Source organism: Pseudomonas sp. SCB32 (assembly GCF_009189165.1).
GTDB lineage: Bacteria > Pseudomonadota > Gammaproteobacteria > Pseudomonadales > Pseudomonadaceae > Pseudomonas.
Window position 1 is genome coordinate 1,038,626 of sequence record NZ_CP045118.1, and the last position, 14,010, is coordinate 1,052,635.

The window sequence follows — 14,010 nt, forward strand, 5'->3', positions numbered from 1 at the left end:
GATGTTCGGGAAACTGACACTGTCGGCCGTGCCGTATCACGAGCCGATCATCGTCATCACGCTGGCCATCGTCGCCCTGTTGGGCCTCGGTGTTTTCGGCGCGATCACCTACTACCGCAAGTGGACCTACCTGTGGACCGAATGGCTGACCTCCATCGACCACAAGAAGATCGGCGTGATGTACATCATCGTCGCCCTGGTCATGCTCCTGCGCGGCTTCGCCGACGCCATCATGATGCGCGGCCAGCTCGCGCTGGCTGAAGGCGCCAACCACGGCTACCTGCCGCCGGAACACTACGACCAGATCTTCACCGCTCACGGCGTGATCATGATCATCTTCATGGCCATGCCCTTCATGACCGGTCTGATGAACCTGGCCGTGCCGCTGCAGATCGGCGCGCGCGACGTGGCGTTCCCGTTCCTGAACTCCCTGAGCTTCTGGCTGCTGGTCGTCAGCGCCATGCTGGTGAACGTATCCCTGGGCCTGGGTGAATTCGCCCGTACCGGCTGGGTCGCTTACCCGCCGCTGTCCGAGCTGGCCTACAGTCCGGGCGTGGGTGTGGATTACTACATCTGGGCGCTACAGATATCGGGTATGGGTACCTTGCTCACGGGTATCAACTTCCTGGTAACCGTGTTCAAGATGCGTACCCCCGGCATGAAGCTGATGCAGATGCCGATCTTCACCTGGACCTGCACCTTCGCCAACATCCTGATCGTTGCGTCGTTCCCGATCCTGACCGCGGCCCTGGGCCTGCTGTCGCTGGACCGTTACTTCGACATGCACTTCTTCACCAACGAGCTGGGCGGCAACGCCATGATGTACATCAACCTCTTCTGGGCCTGGGGCCATCCTGAGGTGTACATCCTGATCCTGCCGGCGTTCGGTATCTTCTCCGAAGTCACCGCGACCTTCGCCGGCAAGCGCATGTTCGGCTACACCTCGATGGTGTGGGCGAGCGCCGCGATCACCTTCCTCGGCTTCACCGTTTGGCTGCACCACTTCTTCACCATGGGTTCGGGCGGCGACGTCAACGGCTTCTTCGGCGTTGCGACCATGCTGATCTCGATCCCGACCGGGGTGAAGCTGTTCAACTGGCTGTTCACCATCTACCGTGGCCGCCTGCGCTTCAACACCCCGATCCTGTGGACCCTGGGCTTCATCGTCACCTTCACCATCGGTGGCATGACCGGCGTTCTGCTGGCCATTCCGGGTGCTGACTACCTGCTGCACAACAGCCTGTTCCTGATCGCTCACTTCCACAACACCATCATCGGTGGTGCGGTGTTCGGCTACCTGGCCGGCTTCGTCTTCTGGTTCCCGAAAGCCTTCGGCTTCACCCTGGACGAGAAGTGGGGCAAGCGTTCCTTCTGGTGCTGGCTGGTCGGCTTCTACATGGCCTTCATGCCGCTGTACATCCTCGGCTTCATGGGCATGACCCGTCGCCTGAACCACTACGACAACCCGATGTGGAAGCCGTACCTGGTGGTGGCGTTCTTCGGCGCCGTGCTGATCTTCCTGGGCATCGCCTGCCAGCTGATCCAACTGCTGGTGTCGATCAAGAACCGCAAGCAGCTGGCCGACGTGACCGGCGACCCGTGGGGCGGCCGTACCCTGGAGTGGTCCACTTCCTCGCCGCCGCCGTACTACAACTTCGCCGAGCTGCCGCACGTCCACGACATCGACGCGTTCCACGACATGAAGCAGACCGGTACCGCGTACCGCAAGCTGCCGGCGTACAACCCGATCCACATGCCGAAGAACACCGCTGCGGGCTTCTCCATCGCCGTGTTCGCCTTCCTCTTCGGCTTCGCTGCCATCTGGCACATCTGGTGGCTGGTGGGTGTCGGCTTCGTCGGCATGATCGCTTCGGTCATCGTGCGCAGCTACGTCACCGACCTGGACTACTACGTCCAGCCGGATGAGATCGAGCGCATCGAAAACGCCAACTTCCAGAAACTCGCCACTGCGCAGGTATAAACCATGTCGACGGCAGTACTGAATCAACACCTGGTCGATACGCACGAAGCGGCGCACGACCATGACCACGCCCACGACAGCGGCGGCATGACGGTCTTCGGCTTCTGGCTGTACCTGATGACCGACTGCATCCTGTTCGCGAGCGTCTTCGCCACCTACGCCGTGCTGGTCAACCACACGGCCGGTGGCCCGAGCGGCAAAGACATCTTCGAACTGCCCTACGTGGCCGTCGAAACCGCGATCCTGCTGATCTCCTCCTGCACCTACGGCTTGGCCATGCTGGCCGCGCACAAGGGAGCCAAGGGCAAGGCCATCGCCTGGCTGGGCGTGACCTTCCTCTGCGGCGCCGCGTTCATCGGCATGGAACTCAATGAGTTCCATCACCTGATCGTCGAAGGCTTCGGCCCGAGCCGCAGCGCCTTCCTGTCGTCCTTCTTCACCCTGGTCGGCATGCACGGCCTGCACGTAAGTGCCGGCCTGCTGTGGATGCTGGTGCTGATGGCGCAGATCGGCACCCGTGGCCTGACCGCGCAGAACAACACCCGCATGATGTGCCTGAGCCTGTTCTGGCACTTCCTGGACATCGTCTGGATCTGCGTATTCACCGTCGTCTACCTGATGGGGGCTCTGTAATGACCGCTGCTGCACATCATCACGACTCCCACGGTGCCGGCCACGACAACCACGGCGCCGGTCACGGCAGCCTGGGTTCGTACGCCATCGGCTTCGTGCTCTCGGTGATCCTGACCGCGATCCCGTTCTACATGGTCATCGACGGTGGCTTCTCGCGCCACGCGACCCTGCTGACCATGGTGATCCTGGGTCTGGTTCAGGTCGTGGTGCACCTGATCTGCTTCCTGCACATGAACTTCAGCTCCGAAGGCCGCTGGAACGTCATGGCGTTCATCTTCACCGCCATCATCATCCTGCTGGTGGTCGGTCTGTCGCTGTGGATCATCTACACCGCAGACACCCTGATGATGCCGATGCCCTGAGGGCCGATGCCGTGAAACTCAAGCGTTATCTCCTGGTGGCCAAGCCGGGCATCATCTTCGGCAACCTGATCGCGGTGGCGGGGGGATACTTCCTCGCCGCTCGCGGCAGCGTTGACCCGATGCTGCTGCTGGCCACCGTGATCGGCCTGTCCCTGGTCGTTGCCAGCGGTTGTGTGTTCAACAACTGCATCGACCGTGACATCGATCGCTTCATGGAGCGTACCCGTGGCCGTGTCACCGTGACCGGGCAGATCTCGCTCACGGCGGCCCTGGCCCATGGCCTGGTGCTGGGCGTGGCGGGCTTCGGCCTGCTGGCGTGGAAGACCAACCTGCAGGCGACTCTGCTCGCTGCGTTCGGCTTCTTCGTCTATGTCGTGCTCTACAGCCTCTGGCTCAAGCGCAGCTCGGTCTACGGCACGCTGGTCGGCAGCCTCTCCGGAGCCATGCCGCCGGTGGTGGGCTACTGCGCCGCCAGTGGTCACTTCGACATGGGCGCGGCGGTGCTGCTGCTGATCTTCTGCCTCTGGCAGATGCCGCACAGCTACGCCATCGCGATCTTCCGCCTCAATGACTACCGTGCCGCCGGGATTCCCGTGCTGCCGGTGGAGCGGGGCATCGAAGCGACCAAGAAACAGATCCTCTACTACGTGCTGGCCTTTGGTCTTGCGACCCTGCTGCTGACCCTGACCGGCTTCGCCGGCTACGGTTACCTGGTGGTGGCGCTGGCCGTCAGCGCCTGGTGGCTGTTCATCGCGGTGAAAGGCTTCAGTGCCGAAGACGACCGCCGCTGGGCCCGCCAGTTGTTCGCCTTCTCGATCATCGCGATCAGCGTGCTGAGCCTGATGATGTCCATCGACTTCCAGGCCATCCCGGCCCAGTCGATGCTGGCGGCGCTGTAAGGCTGCTCGGCTGCAACGAAAAAGCCGCCCTTCGGGGCGGCTTTTTTGTGGGCGGAGCATTTACCGGTGCGTGCCATATCTCGTGAACGGCTGCTCTTCGTAGGATGGTGTAGAGCGCAGCGAAACCCATGCTGTTGGCACAGGGATCGATGGGTTTCGCAAGCTCTACCCATCCTACGGGCATTAGTGCAGCTTCAATCGCGGCTCGGTACTGCGCCCGATGCGGTCCGCGATCATCAGCAGCGCCGTGCGGAACGGTCCGTACAGCGCCATCTGGTGCATGCGGTACAGCGACACGTAGAACATCCGCGCGAGCCAGCCTTCGAGCTTCACACTACCCATCAGGTTACCCATCAGGTTGCCTACCGCGCTGAAGCGCGACAGCGAGATCAGCGAGCCGTAGTCGGTGTAGCGATACTCCGGCAGCGGCTTGCCCTCCAGGCGCGCCACCAGTCCCTTGGCCAGCAGCGAAGCCTGCTGGTGCGCGGCCTGGGCGCGCGGTGGCACGGTGCGTTCGCTTCCATCGCCCATGGGGCAGGCGGCGCAATCACCGAAGGCGAAGACGTTGTCGTCGCGGGTGGTCTGCAGGGTAGGGCGGACCACAAGCTGGTTGATGCGGTTGGTCTCCAGGCCGTCGATCTCCTTGAGCAGGCTCGGTGCGCGGATGCCCGCCGCCCACACCTTCAGGCTCGCCGGAATGAACTCGCCCACCGCCGTGCGCAGGCCTTCAGCGGTGACTTCCTGCACCGCCGAACCGGTGAGCACGCGCACGCCGAGTTTCTCCAGCGTCTGGTGCACCGGGCGGCTGATGCGCTCGGGCAGCGCCGGCAGCACGCGCGGGCCGGCCTCGATCAGGGTGATGCGCATGTTCTGCGGCTGGATGCCGGTCAGGCCATAAGCCGCCAGTTCCTGCGCGGCGTGGTGCAGCTCGGCGGACAGCTCCACCCCGGTGGCGCCGGCGCCGACGATGGCGACGCTGATCTGGTCGTCCTTGTCCTGCCCGGCGTGGGCACGCAGGTAATGGGTCAGCAGCAGCTTGTGGAAGCGCTCGGCCTGCTCGCGGGTATCCAGGAAGATGCAGTGATCCGCGGCGCCCTGGGTGCCGAAGTCATTGGTGGTGCTGCCGATGGACAGGACCAGGCTGTCGTACTCAAGGCTGCGCGCCGGAACCAGTTCCGCGCCCTGCTCGTCGAGCGTGGCGGCGAGCTGGATGCGCTTGCCGGCGCGGTCCAGGCCATTGAGACGGCCGAGCTGGAATTCGAAGTGGTTCCATTTCGCCTGGGCGACGTAGTTCAGCTCATCTTCGGAAGAGTTGAGCGAGCCGGCGGCGACTTCGTGCAGCAGGGGTTTCCAGATGTGGGTGAGGTTGGCGTCGACGAGCGTAATGCGCGCCTTGCCCTTTTTACCCAGGGTGCGGCCGAGACGGGTCGCGAGCTCCAGCCCGCCGGCGCCGCCGCCGACGATCACGATACGATGGGACATGTTGCATTCTCATAGCTTAAGGAATCCTGTATCGGCCCGTGGCGGCACGGCGCTCACGCAAGGTAGGCCAGGAGGCGGCTCAGCAGGCCCAGGCCGATGACCACAGCGAGCAAGGCTCCCATCATCAGCCAGGGTTTGAACGGCGCGCGTTCGACCTGGTGGACGGGAGAGCTGAGGTACTGATCGACCTTCTGCTGGTCTTCGGGGCTCAAGCGACTGGGCATGGGCGGCCTCCGTTTGTAATGCCCTGCATTCTAGTAGGGCTCGGGCGGCCCCTCAATGCACAAAGGGGCCAGCGGCTCTCAAAGACCCACGCCCATATCGAACAGCACTGTGCGTCCAAGGCTGCCGCGCAGAAAGTCAGGCGCGTCGGTGTGGGCGAACAGCACCCGGGCGAAGGTAGGGGCGACGATCGAGAGGGAGCGCCAGCCCTGGCGCAGGTATTCCGTGGGGGGCGGAAAGGGGGTGTTGAAGTCCGCCGTCTCGCGCTTGAGGCTGACGAAGGCGAGCAGGTCCAGGTCGCGCACGTCGATGCCGCGCTCGCTGTAGTTGTGCGCCTTCTTGCGCAGCGTCGGCGCCAGGCGCGCCTGCAGGTCCGCACAGGGGATCCGTCGCGGGCGCTGCTCGCGGCGGATCAATTGGTTGATGCTCTGCGCCATGCGCCGGCGCAGCAGTTCCTCGCGCCATTCCTCGTTGAGCCGGCGGCCCTGGTCGAGCACGAAGAACACCTCGAAGCTGGCATCGCGAAACAGCACGTCCGGCGGTTGCTGTGCCGGCGCGATGAAGTCTTCCTGGCGATAGGGGACTTTCAGGGCCTGCAGCAGGCGCTGGCAGGCCCAGCACTCCCGCTCCCACTTGCGGCCGTTGGAGAGGAAGTCGTTGGCTTGTTCCGCCTGGCGGGTCAGCAGGCGCAGGTAGTCGGACTCATTCATGTCTTCAGCATAGTTGCTGTGCATCGCAGGGGCGTTGCCGAGTCGACGGGGCGGCGTCGGGAGGGACGCCCGGTGTAGACTGTCGCGAGCCATGACACCGAGGTCGCGATGCTGCTGCGCTCCGCCGTTCCCGACGATCACGCCGCCCTCCGCGCCCTGTGGGAGCGCACGCCGGGCATCCAGCTACGCCGTGATGACGACTACGAGCCTTTTGTGGCCTACCTGCGTCGCAACCCCGGCCTGAGCCTGGTACTGGAGAATGGAGGCCGGGTAATCGGCAGCCTGCTGGCCGGTCATGATGGACGCCGGGGCTATCTTCAGCATCTGGTGGTCGACGAAGCGTTCCGTGGGCGAGGACTGGCGCGGGCACTGCTCGAGGAGGCGCTGGCGCGCCTGGCCAGCGAGGGGATCGGCAAATCCCACGTCTTCGTGCTCAGGGACGCTCCTCGGGCCCTCGCATTCTGGGAGGCCCAGGAAGGCTGGGGGCGGCGCGAGGATCTACAGGTTTTCTCCGTGGGAGGTTGAGCGTGAAACGAATGCTGAGCGGACTGCTGTTCCTGCTGCTGGCGGGCTCCGTGGTGGCGCAGGACGCGACCGTGGTGGGCGGCTGGACATTGCTGGACCAGTTCGACAAACCCTACACGGTCAACGCCGAACTGCGAGTGGTGCTGATCGCCCGTGACATGGCCGGCAGCCAGCTGGTCAAGTCAGCACTCGAAGGCCGCCCCGCCGGCTACCTCGAAGCTCGGCACGTGGTGTTCGTCGCGGACATCAGCCGCATGCCCGCGCCGATATCGGCCATGTTTGCCGTACCCGCCATGCGCGACTACAGCTACCGCGTGTTGCTCGATCGCGACGCGCGAATCGCCAGCCGCTTCACCGCTCAGCCTGAAGTCGTGACCTGGCTGCAGGTGGAGCGGGGCAGGGTGGTCGACATCCGCCGTTTCGACAGTACCGACACGCTGCGCCAGGCGCTGGAGCGGGGCGCGCCGTGATTGCCGCACACCTGCTCTCCGAAGAAACCCTGGAGCTGGGCTGGGCAATCTATCTGCCCGTTCTGGCCTGGGCGGCCTGGCGCGCCCCCTGGCTGGAGCTGATCAGCGACTTCCGCCGCCAGCACCTGGTGTTCGGCACCATGCTCGGGCTGTTCCTGTTGTGGCTGGTGCGGCGGGATTTCGCCTCGGGCGTGTCCTTCCACTTCATCGGCATGACCGCCGTGACCTTGCTGCTGGACTGGCCGCTGGCGATCATCGTCGGCCTCGCGGCGCAGATCGGCCTGTGCGTGCTCGACCGCCAGGACTGGGCCGCCATCGGCATCAACGGCATCCTGCTGGTGCTGATCCCGGTGCTGATCACCGAGCTTGCGGCGATCTTCGTCGAGCGCCGGCAGCCGCGGAACCTGTTCGTCTACATCTTCTGCTCGGGGTTCTTTCCCGCCGCGCTGGCCGCCCTGTGCAGCCTGATGCTCGGCCTGGGCCTGCTGTGGATGGATGGCCTGTTCCCGATGCCGCCGTGGATAGAAGACTTCATCGGCTACCTCTGGCTGATCATGTTCCCGGAAGCCTTCATCAACGGCACCATCGTCACCGGGCTGGTGGTGTTCTATCCGGACTGGCTGGAAACCTTCAATCGCACGCGTTACCTGCAGGCGCCCTGGAAGGACGACGATGAGTCGCGCTGATGTTCGGCCATCGACTAGGCGCATCGCCTCCGGCGATTGATCCAGGTCAGTTCGGAAAAGTCCTGCGATCGGGGAAGCTTGGCCCCCCATTCGCGAGGAGATTGCCGATGAGCATTCATAGCTGGGCAGAGCAGCGTCTTCAGGAGCTGCTGATCGAGGCGGAGGCAGCGGGGCAGGACCCGCAACTGGTGGTACGTGCGCTGCTCAGCGCAGTGGTGCGGGCCAATGCGCAGGTCCGCACCGAGGAAGACCTGGGGCACGAACTGCATTTCCTCGCCGATAACCTGGATGAGGAAAAGGACTACTCCTTCATGCGTCCCTGAACGAAAAGGCCCGCTGATGCGGGCCTTTTCTTTTCTGTAGGAGCGAGCCTGCTCGCGAACCGCCCGATCGCAGGTATCGCCAGTAAAAGCGTTCGCGAGCAAGCTCGCTCCTACACTGGACGGCTATACCGAGCAGAAAAAGAAGCCGCCCATTGGGGCGGTTTCTTTGTCTGCTTCAATGTCCGCGCGGCTTTTCCAGGTCACCGGAAAACAGCTCGTCTTCCAGGTTGTCACCGGGGATGGCGTGTTCTTCCGCCGCCCAGGCACCCAGGTCGATCAGCTTGCAGCGGTGCGAGCAGAAGGGGCGGAATTCGCTTTTCGCGCTCCACTCCACGGGGGCACCGCAGGTGGGGCATTCCACGGTCATAGGTTGGCTCATGGTTGTCCTCCACGCAGGCCGAGATAGAACTGATGCAGGCGCTCGACCTGCTGGTGCAGGTGCGCGAGGTCGCCATCGTTGAGCAGCACGTCGTCCGCGTGCTTGAGTCGGTCTTCGCGCACGGCCTGAGCCTTGAGGATCGCGCGGACCTGTTCTTCGGACACCTTGTCCCGACGCATGGTGCGTTCCAGTTGCAGGTGTTCCGGGGTATCCACCACCAGCAGGCGCTGCGTCATGCGGCGCTGCCCGGACTCCACCAGCAGTGGCGAGACCAGGATGGCGTAGACCGATTCGGCGCGTGCCAGATTGGCGGCGATTTCTTCACCGATCAGCGGGTGCAGCAGTTGCTCCAGCCAGCGGCGCTCTGCTTCCGAGGCGAAAATGCGCTCGCGCAGGGCGGCGCGGTTGAGCTGGCCATCCGGCAGCAGCACGGCATCGCCGAAGCGGTCGACGATCTTGGCCAGGGCGGGGCGGCCGGGTTCGACCACCCAGCGCGCGGCATGATCGGCGTCCACCATGTGTACGCCCAGCGCGGCAAAGTGTTCGGCGGCGGCACTCTTGCCGCTGCCGATTCCGCCGGTCAGGCCCAGAATCCAGGGTTTCATGGCTCTCCTTCTTGCCGGCCCAGCGACCGTCAGAGCGCGCCGAACGAACTCGGCGCGAGGGAAGGCTAGTGGAAACCGGCGAACTGCAGATAGGTCGCGGTTATTTGACCACCCCAGAGCAGCGCAATCCAGCCGGCGATGGCGAGATAGGGGCCGAAGGGGATCGGCGTACTGGTCTGGGCGTTGCGCAGGCGCAAGGTGATGATGCCCAGCACCGCGCCTACCAGCGACGACAGCAGGATGGTCAGCGGCAGCACCTGCCAGCCACCCCAGGCGCCCAGCATGGCCAGTAGCTTGAAGTCGCCGTAGCCCATGCCTTCCTTGCCGGTGAGCAGCTTGAACAGCCAGTACACCGACCACAGGCTCAGGTAGCCGAACACCGCGCCCCAGAGCGCGTCACCCAGGTGGGTGAACAATCCGAAGTAGTTGACGATCAGCCCCAGCCAGAGCAGGGGCAGGACCAGCGCGTCGGGCAGCAACTGGTGATCGACGTCGATCATGCTCATCGCCAGCAGGCCCCAGCCGAGCAGCAGCATGGCGCCGGCTTGCCAGCCGAAACCGTAGTGCCAGGCGATGAAGGCCGAGAGGGCGCCGCACGCCAGCTCGACCAGCGGATAGCGCTTGCTGATCGGAGCCTTGCACGAAGAGCACTTGCCGCCCAGTGCCAGGTAGCTCACGACCGGGATGTTTTCCCAGGCCTTGATCTCATGGCCGCAGTGCGGGCACTGGGAGTTCGGCAGGATCAGGTTATAGGTGGGCAGCGGCTCGCCTTCCGGCAGATCCAGCGCCACGCGTGCCTCGCGCTGCCAGTCGCGTTCCATCATCCGCGGCAGGCGATGGATCACCACGTTGAGGAAGCTGCCGACCAGAAGCCCGAGTGCGAGCGCGCATAAAACAAAGGCCAGCGGGGTGCTGGCCAGGAGGTCGAAGACGGACATGTGGGTTATACGACGTTGCCCAGTTGGAAGATCGGCAGGTACATGGCGATGATCAGGCCGCCGACCAATACGCCGAGCACGGCCATGATCATCGGCTCCATCAGCGTGGTGAGGTTATCGACGGCGTTGTCGACTTCTTCCTCGTAGAAGCTCGCGACCTTGTCGAGCATGGCATCCAGCGAACCGGACTCCTCGCCGATGGCTGCCATCTGAATGGCCATGCTCGGGAATACTCCCGTAGTGCGCATGGAGAAGTTCAATTGGGTACCGGAGGAGACATCCTGCTTGATCTTGTTGACCGCATTGCGGAAGACCACGTTGCCGGTCGCGCCGGATACCGAGTCCAGGGCTTCCACCAGCGGAACACCCGCGGCGAACGTCGTGGATAGCGTTCGGGCGTAACGGGCTACGGCGGACTTGTAGATGATGTCGCCAACGACCGGCACCTTCAAAACAGAGCGATCGACCGAATCCCGGAACTTCTCCGAGCGTCGATGGGCTTCACGCAGGGTGAAGGCGATGGCGAACAGGACGATGAGGACGATGAACCACCATTGCTGCAGCACTTCCGAGGCGGAAATGACCATGCGGGTAAATGCAGGTAGTTCCGCGCCGAAGTTGGCAAACACCGCCTGGAACTGCGGCACCACTTTGATCAGCAGAATGGCCGAAACGATAATGGCCACCAGCACGACCGCGATGGGGTAGGTCATGGCTTTCTTGATCTTGCCCTTGAGCGACTCGGTCTTTTCCTTGTAGGTCGCTACGCGGTCAAGCAAGGTTTCCAGGGCGCCCGACTGTTCGCCCGCATCGACCAGGTTGCAGTACAGGTCGTCGAAGTACAGCGGCTTCTTGCGCAGGGAGTTTGCCAGGCTGTTACCGGCGGCAACTTCCTGTTTGATCTCATCCACCAGCTTGCGCATGTTCGGATTATCAAAGCCCTCGCCAATGATGTCGAAAGACTGCAGCAAGGGGACACCCGAGCCCATCATGGTCGCCATCTGCCGCGTGAACAGGGCGATATCGATCGGCTTGATCCGCTTGCCCCTACCCAGCAGCGAGATGCCTTTCTTGCGGACCTTGGTGGGGTTGATGCCCTGCTTGCGCAGTTGGGCCTTGACCAACGCGGTGTTGGTCCCCGAGAGCTCCCCTTTGATCTTCCCGCCCTTTCGGTCAGTGCCTTCCCAGGTGAAGATACTGGTCCGTAATGTTTTTTCCGCCATGGATTAATCCTTGGTCACGCGGTTGATTTCCTCGAGGCTGGTAATGCCCTGCATAGCCTTCAGCAGGCCCGAGGTGCGCAGATCGTTGAAGCCTTCTTTGCGGGCTTGTTCGGCGATCTGAATGGAATTGCCTTCTTCCATGATAATCCGCTGTAGCGCCGGCGTGATTTTAACCACTTCATAAATACCTACACGCCCCTTGTAACCGTTCTTGCAGTTTTCGCAGCCAACGGGCGCGTAGAGCTTGAACGTACCGATCCGGTCTTCCGGGAAACCCTCGTGGCGAAGCGTTTCATGTGGGACGTCATGCTCTTTCCGGCAGCTGGGGCAAAGCTTGCGTGCCAGACGCTGGGCAATGATCAGGTTGGTGGAGGTGGCGAGGTTGAAGGAGGCAACCCCCATGTTCAGCAGGCGGGTCAGGGTTTCCGCGGCGCTGTTGGTGTGCAGGGTGGACATCACCATGTGCCCGGTCTGGGCCGCCTTGATGGCGATTTCCGCCGTTTCCAGGTCGCGGATCTCGCCCACCATGATCACGTCCGGGTCCTGACGCAGGAAGGCGCGCAGGGCCTGGGCAAAGTCCAGGCCTTGCTTCGGGTTGACGTTGACCTGGTTGATGCCTTCCAGGTTGATCTCCACCGGGTCTTCCGCGGTGGAGATGTTGATGTCAGGGGTGTTGAGGATGTTCAGGCCGGTATACAGCGATACCGTCTTGCCCGAGCCGGTGGGGCCGGTCACCAGGATCATGCCTTGCGGCTGCTTCAGTGCATTGAGATAGAGCTGTTTCTGCGCCTCCTCGTAGCCGAGGGCGTCGATCCCCATCTGCGCGCTGGCCGAGTCGAGGATACGCATCACGATCTTTTCCCCCCACAGCGTGGGCAGGGTATTGACGCGGAAGTCGATGGACTTGGTCTTGGATACGCGCATCTTGATGCGGCCGTCCTGCGGCTTGCGACGCTCGGAAATATCCAGGCCCGCCATTACCTTGAGGCGCGCGGAGATGCGGCTGACCAGTTGGACCGGCGGCTTGGCCACTTCCTGAAGCATGCCGTCGGTACGGAAGCGGACGCGGTAGATCTTCTCGTAGGGTTCGAAGTGCAGGTCTGACGAGCCGCCCCTGATGGCATCCAGCAGCATCTTGTTGACGAAGCGGACAACGGGGGCGTCATCGGCGTCGCCACCGATGGGATCATCCTTGCGTTCGGTGTTGCCGTTCTCGACGTCCAGGCCCTCCAGATCGACATCGGCCAGGTCGTCCAGCCCGCCGGTGGCGCTTTCGAAGAGCTTCTCGATGGCATCGCCGAGTTTGTCGTCCTCGACCAGGATGGCCTCGGTGGTCAGGCCGGTGCTGAACTGGACGTCGGTAATCGCCTGGTGGTTGGTCGGGTCCGAGAGGCCGACGAAGAGCTTGTTGCCGCGCCGCCAAAGGGGAAGGACGCGGTGCTGGCGAACCAGTTTCTCGCTGACCAGGTCCTTGGGAAAGCTCTCCCGGTCCAGGCTGCTCAGGTCGCAGAAGGCGACGCCAAATTGATCGGCCGCCAGCTCCGTCAGGGGCCGGCTTTTCACCAGTTTGTTCTGTACGAGGTAAGTCACCAGCGACAGCTTGTTGCGCTGGGCCTGTTGCTGCGCCTGCTGGGCGCTCTTCTCGTCGAGCAGTTGAGATTGCACCAGTTGCCGGGCAAGGCCGGACAGGACGACTTGATCGTTCATGGAGAATGGCCGGAGGAATAATTGAAAGCCTTATAACGCAGTTGTGTGGAGGTGCCAAATAAGGCCTGCACCACTGTCGAAATTTGTCACTTCCTGCGTAATTTCGCTTCCTGTTGTCTGAAGTTGCTTATTAAAGCTTGAGTTTTGGCTGTAAGCGACCTGGCATGGATGCTGCTTACTCAGGAATTAGGTCCAAGGACCGCATCCCAAACCTGGAGAGAAATTATGAAAGCTCAAAAAGGCTTTACCCTGATCGAATTGATGATCGTGGTAGCGATCATCGGTATCCTGGCCGCCATCGCCCTGCCGGCTTATCAGAACTACACCGCGAAGGCTCGTTTCTCTGAAGTGATCCTGGCGGCCTCGGCTTGCCGTACCACTGTTACCGAAGCCGTTCAAACCATGAACGTCACCACCACCGGCACCCTGAACCAATGGGGCTGTGAGCAGAACGTTGCTGGTGCTGCAAACGCTGCGCCGACCAAATATGTCCTCAGTGTGACCACTGACCAAAGCGGTATGGTAACCGTAATGACCACTTCTGGTGCCTTCGGCAACACCGCTCTGGATGGCAAGTCGATTACCCTGACTCCGTACTCCGACCTGGCTCTGACTAAGCCCATCGATGTCTCGGCTGCCAACAAAGACCAGGGCAAAGTCATCGCAGGCTGGAAGTGCGCTCCGCTGGCGGCTGACGCTGCTGCACTGGCTCCGTACCTGCCGGGCTCCTGCAAAGGCTAACGTTTGAGGTTGCAGGGGCGAGGTGATAGTCTTCGCCCCGCCGCCGGTGTAGCTCAGTCGGTAGAGCAGCTCATTCGTAATGAGAAGGTCGGGGGTTCGATTCCTCTTACCGGCACCAGAAAAA

The 14,010-nt window shown here is 62.8% G+C and carries 17 protein-coding genes and 1 tRNA gene; 10 read left to right on the forward strand and 8 right to left on the reverse strand.

What is annotated here, in order from left to right; translation table 11 throughout:
* The first annotated feature begins 1 nt into the window (after nt 1).
* From cyoB to cyoE, 4 genes are read left to right on the forward strand one after another with little or no spacing between them, the layout of a single operon-like run.
* Nucleotides 2–1,981, forward strand: coding sequence for a cytochrome o ubiquinol oxidase subunit I (cyoB, locus tag GA645_RS04900; protein WP_152220476.1), 1,980 nt, complete (start codon nt 2–4; stop codon nt 1,979–1,981).
* 3 nt (nt 1,982–1,984) lie between these two features.
* Nucleotides 1,985–2,614, forward strand: a complete 630-nt coding sequence (gene cyoC, locus GA645_RS04905; protein ID WP_015475724.1) for a cytochrome o ubiquinol oxidase subunit III — start codon at nt 1,985–1,987, stop codon at nt 2,612–2,614.
* A complete protein-coding gene (cyoD, locus tag GA645_RS04910; RefSeq protein ID WP_015475725.1) occupies nt 2,614–2,976 on the forward strand; it encodes a cytochrome o ubiquinol oxidase subunit IV in 363 nt (120 codons plus the stop codon). The genes cyoC and cyoD overlap by 1 nt, the downstream gene beginning before the upstream one ends.
* Nucleotides 2,977–2,987: 11 nt before the next feature.
* Complete coding sequence (gene cyoE / locus GA645_RS04915) at nt 2,988–3,875, forward strand: heme o synthase (RefSeq protein WP_152220478.1); 888 nt, start codon at nt 2,988–2,990, stop codon at nt 3,873–3,875.
* 183 nt (nt 3,876–4,058) lie between these two features.
* Here cyoE and GA645_RS04920 read toward each other — a convergent pair whose 3' ends face one another.
* The 3 genes from GA645_RS04920 to GA645_RS04930 form a co-directional block, all read right to left on the reverse strand.
* Nucleotides 4,059–5,357, reverse strand: coding sequence for an NAD(P)/FAD-dependent oxidoreductase (locus GA645_RS04920; protein ID WP_152220480.1), 1,299 nt, complete (start codon nt 5,355–5,357; stop codon nt 4,059–4,061).
* A gap of 53 nt (nt 5,358–5,410) precedes the next feature.
* Nucleotides 5,411–5,581: a DUF3094 domain-containing protein gene (locus GA645_RS04925; protein WP_152220482.1), complete on the reverse strand. Its 171-nt coding sequence runs from the start codon at nt 5,579–5,581 to the stop codon at nt 5,411–5,413.
* A 78-nt stretch (nt 5,582–5,659) separates the two neighbouring features.
* Complete coding sequence (locus tag GA645_RS04930) at nt 5,660–6,289, reverse strand: DUF1780 domain-containing protein (protein WP_152220483.1); 630 nt, start codon at nt 6,287–6,289, stop codon at nt 5,660–5,662.
* Between the two features lie 108 nt (nt 6,290–6,397).
* On the opposite strand from GA645_RS04930, the gene GA645_RS04935 reads away from it, so the two are divergent.
* The 4 genes from GA645_RS04935 to GA645_RS04950 all read left to right on the forward strand — a co-directional run bounded on the left by GA645_RS04935 (nt 6,398) and on the right by GA645_RS04950 (nt 8,293).
* Nucleotides 6,398–6,814, forward strand: coding sequence for a GNAT family N-acetyltransferase (locus tag GA645_RS04935; RefSeq protein ID WP_152220486.1), 417 nt, complete (start codon nt 6,398–6,400; stop codon nt 6,812–6,814).
* 2 nt (nt 6,815–6,816) lie between these two features.
* The gene (locus tag GA645_RS04940; protein WP_256676068.1) at nt 6,817–7,284 is read left to right on the forward strand and encodes an FAD/FMN-containing dehydrogenase; all 468 of its coding nucleotides are present in this window, start codon (nt 6,817–6,819) and stop codon (nt 7,282–7,284) included.
* A complete protein-coding gene (locus GA645_RS04945; protein ID WP_152220488.1) occupies nt 7,281–7,970 on the forward strand; it encodes an energy-coupling factor ABC transporter permease in 690 nt (229 codons plus the stop codon). The genes GA645_RS04940 and GA645_RS04945 overlap by 4 nt, the downstream gene beginning before the upstream one ends.
* Nucleotides 7,971–8,077: 107 nt before the next feature.
* A complete protein-coding gene (locus GA645_RS04950; RefSeq protein ID WP_152220490.1) occupies nt 8,078–8,293 on the forward strand; it encodes a hypothetical protein in 216 nt (71 codons plus the stop codon).
* 175 nt (nt 8,294–8,468) lie between these two features.
* Here the strand turns inward: GA645_RS04950 and yacG are convergent, their stop codons facing one another.
* The 5 genes from yacG to pilB all read right to left on the reverse strand — a co-directional run bounded on the left by yacG (nt 8,469) and on the right by pilB (nt 13,145).
* Nucleotides 8,469–8,672, reverse strand: a complete 204-nt coding sequence (gene yacG / locus GA645_RS04955) for a DNA gyrase inhibitor YacG (protein ID WP_015475735.1) — start codon at nt 8,670–8,672, stop codon at nt 8,469–8,471.
* Nucleotides 8,669–9,277 carry a dephospho-CoA kinase gene (coaE, locus tag GA645_RS04960; protein ID WP_152220492.1) on the reverse strand — a complete coding sequence of 203 codons (609 nt, stop codon included), beginning with the start codon at nt 9,275–9,277 and terminating at the stop codon, nt 8,669–8,671. Before coaE ends, yacG begins: the two co-directional genes overlap by 4 nt.
* Nucleotides 9,278–9,342: 65 nt before the next feature.
* Entirely contained in the window at nt 9,343–10,215 is an 873-nt protein-coding gene (locus GA645_RS04965) for an A24 family peptidase (protein ID WP_152220494.1), read from the reverse strand.
* A gap of 5 nt (nt 10,216–10,220) precedes the next feature.
* Nucleotides 10,221–11,438: a type II secretion system F family protein gene (locus GA645_RS04970; RefSeq protein WP_152220496.1), complete on the reverse strand. Its 1,218-nt coding sequence runs from the start codon at nt 11,436–11,438 to the stop codon at nt 10,221–10,223.
* Between the two features lie 3 nt (nt 11,439–11,441).
* The gene (gene pilB, locus GA645_RS04975) at nt 11,442–13,145 is read right to left on the reverse strand and encodes a type IV-A pilus assembly ATPase PilB (protein ID WP_152220498.1); all 1,704 of its coding nucleotides are present in this window, start codon (nt 13,143–13,145) and stop codon (nt 11,442–11,444) included.
* A gap of 225 nt (nt 13,146–13,370) precedes the next feature.
* On the opposite strand from pilB, the gene GA645_RS04980 reads away from it, so the two are divergent.
* Together GA645_RS04980 and GA645_RS04985 are read left to right on the forward strand one after the other, a co-directional pair.
* Complete coding sequence (locus GA645_RS04980; RefSeq protein ID WP_178119486.1) at nt 13,371–13,886, forward strand: pilin; 516 nt, start codon at nt 13,371–13,373, stop codon at nt 13,884–13,886.
* A gap of 42 nt (nt 13,887–13,928) precedes the next feature.
* Nucleotides 13,929–14,004: transfer RNA gene (locus tag GA645_RS04985), tRNA-Thr, on the forward strand.
* The last annotated feature ends 6 nt before the right edge of the window (nt 14,005–14,010 follow it).

What these genes read in the sequence shown, in the direction of transcription:
- cyoB (WP_152220476.1), top strand. Translation starts at nt 2, where the DNA reads ATGTTCGGGAAACTGACACTGTCGGCCGTGCCGTATCACGAGCCGATC.
- GA645_RS04980 (WP_178119486.1), top strand. Translation starts at nt 13,371, where the DNA reads ATGAAAGCTCAAAAAGGCTTTACCCTGATCGAATTGATGATCGTGGTA.
- yacG (WP_015475735.1), bottom strand. Translation starts at nt 8,672, where the DNA reads ATGAGCCAACCTATGACCGTGGAATGCCCCACCTGCGGTGCCCCCGTG.
- coaE (WP_152220492.1), bottom strand. Translation starts at nt 9,277, where the DNA reads ATGAAACCCTGGATTCTGGGCCTGACCGGCGGAATCGGCAGCGGCAAG.
- GA645_RS04930 (WP_152220483.1), bottom strand. Translation starts at nt 6,289, where the DNA reads ATGAATGAGTCCGACTACCTGCGCCTGCTGACCCGCCAGGCGGAACAA.
- GA645_RS04935 (WP_152220486.1), top strand. Translation starts at nt 6,398, where the DNA reads ATGCTGCTGCGCTCCGCCGTTCCCGACGATCACGCCGCCCTCCGCGCC.
- pilB (WP_152220498.1), bottom strand. Translation starts at nt 13,145, where the DNA reads ATGAACGATCAAGTCGTCCTGTCCGGCCTTGCCCGGCAACTGGTGCAA.
- GA645_RS04970 (WP_152220496.1), bottom strand. Translation starts at nt 11,438, where the DNA reads ATGGCGGAAAAAACATTACGGACCAGTATCTTCACCTGGGAAGGCACT.
- GA645_RS04965 (WP_152220494.1), bottom strand. Translation starts at nt 10,215, where the DNA reads ATGTCCGTCTTCGACCTCCTGGCCAGCACCCCGCTGGCCTTTGTTTTA.
- cyoD (WP_015475725.1), top strand. Translation starts at nt 2,614, where the DNA reads ATGACCGCTGCTGCACATCATCACGACTCCCACGGTGCCGGCCACGAC.
- GA645_RS04950 (WP_152220490.1), top strand. Translation starts at nt 8,078, where the DNA reads ATGAGCATTCATAGCTGGGCAGAGCAGCGTCTTCAGGAGCTGCTGATC.
- cyoC (WP_015475724.1), top strand. Translation starts at nt 1,985, where the DNA reads ATGTCGACGGCAGTACTGAATCAACACCTGGTCGATACGCACGAAGCG.
- GA645_RS04925 (WP_152220482.1), bottom strand. Translation starts at nt 5,581, where the DNA reads ATGCCCAGTCGCTTGAGCCCCGAAGACCAGCAGAAGGTCGATCAGTAC.
- GA645_RS04920 (WP_152220480.1), bottom strand. Translation starts at nt 5,357, where the DNA reads ATGTCCCATCGTATCGTGATCGTCGGCGGCGGCGCCGGCGGGCTGGAG.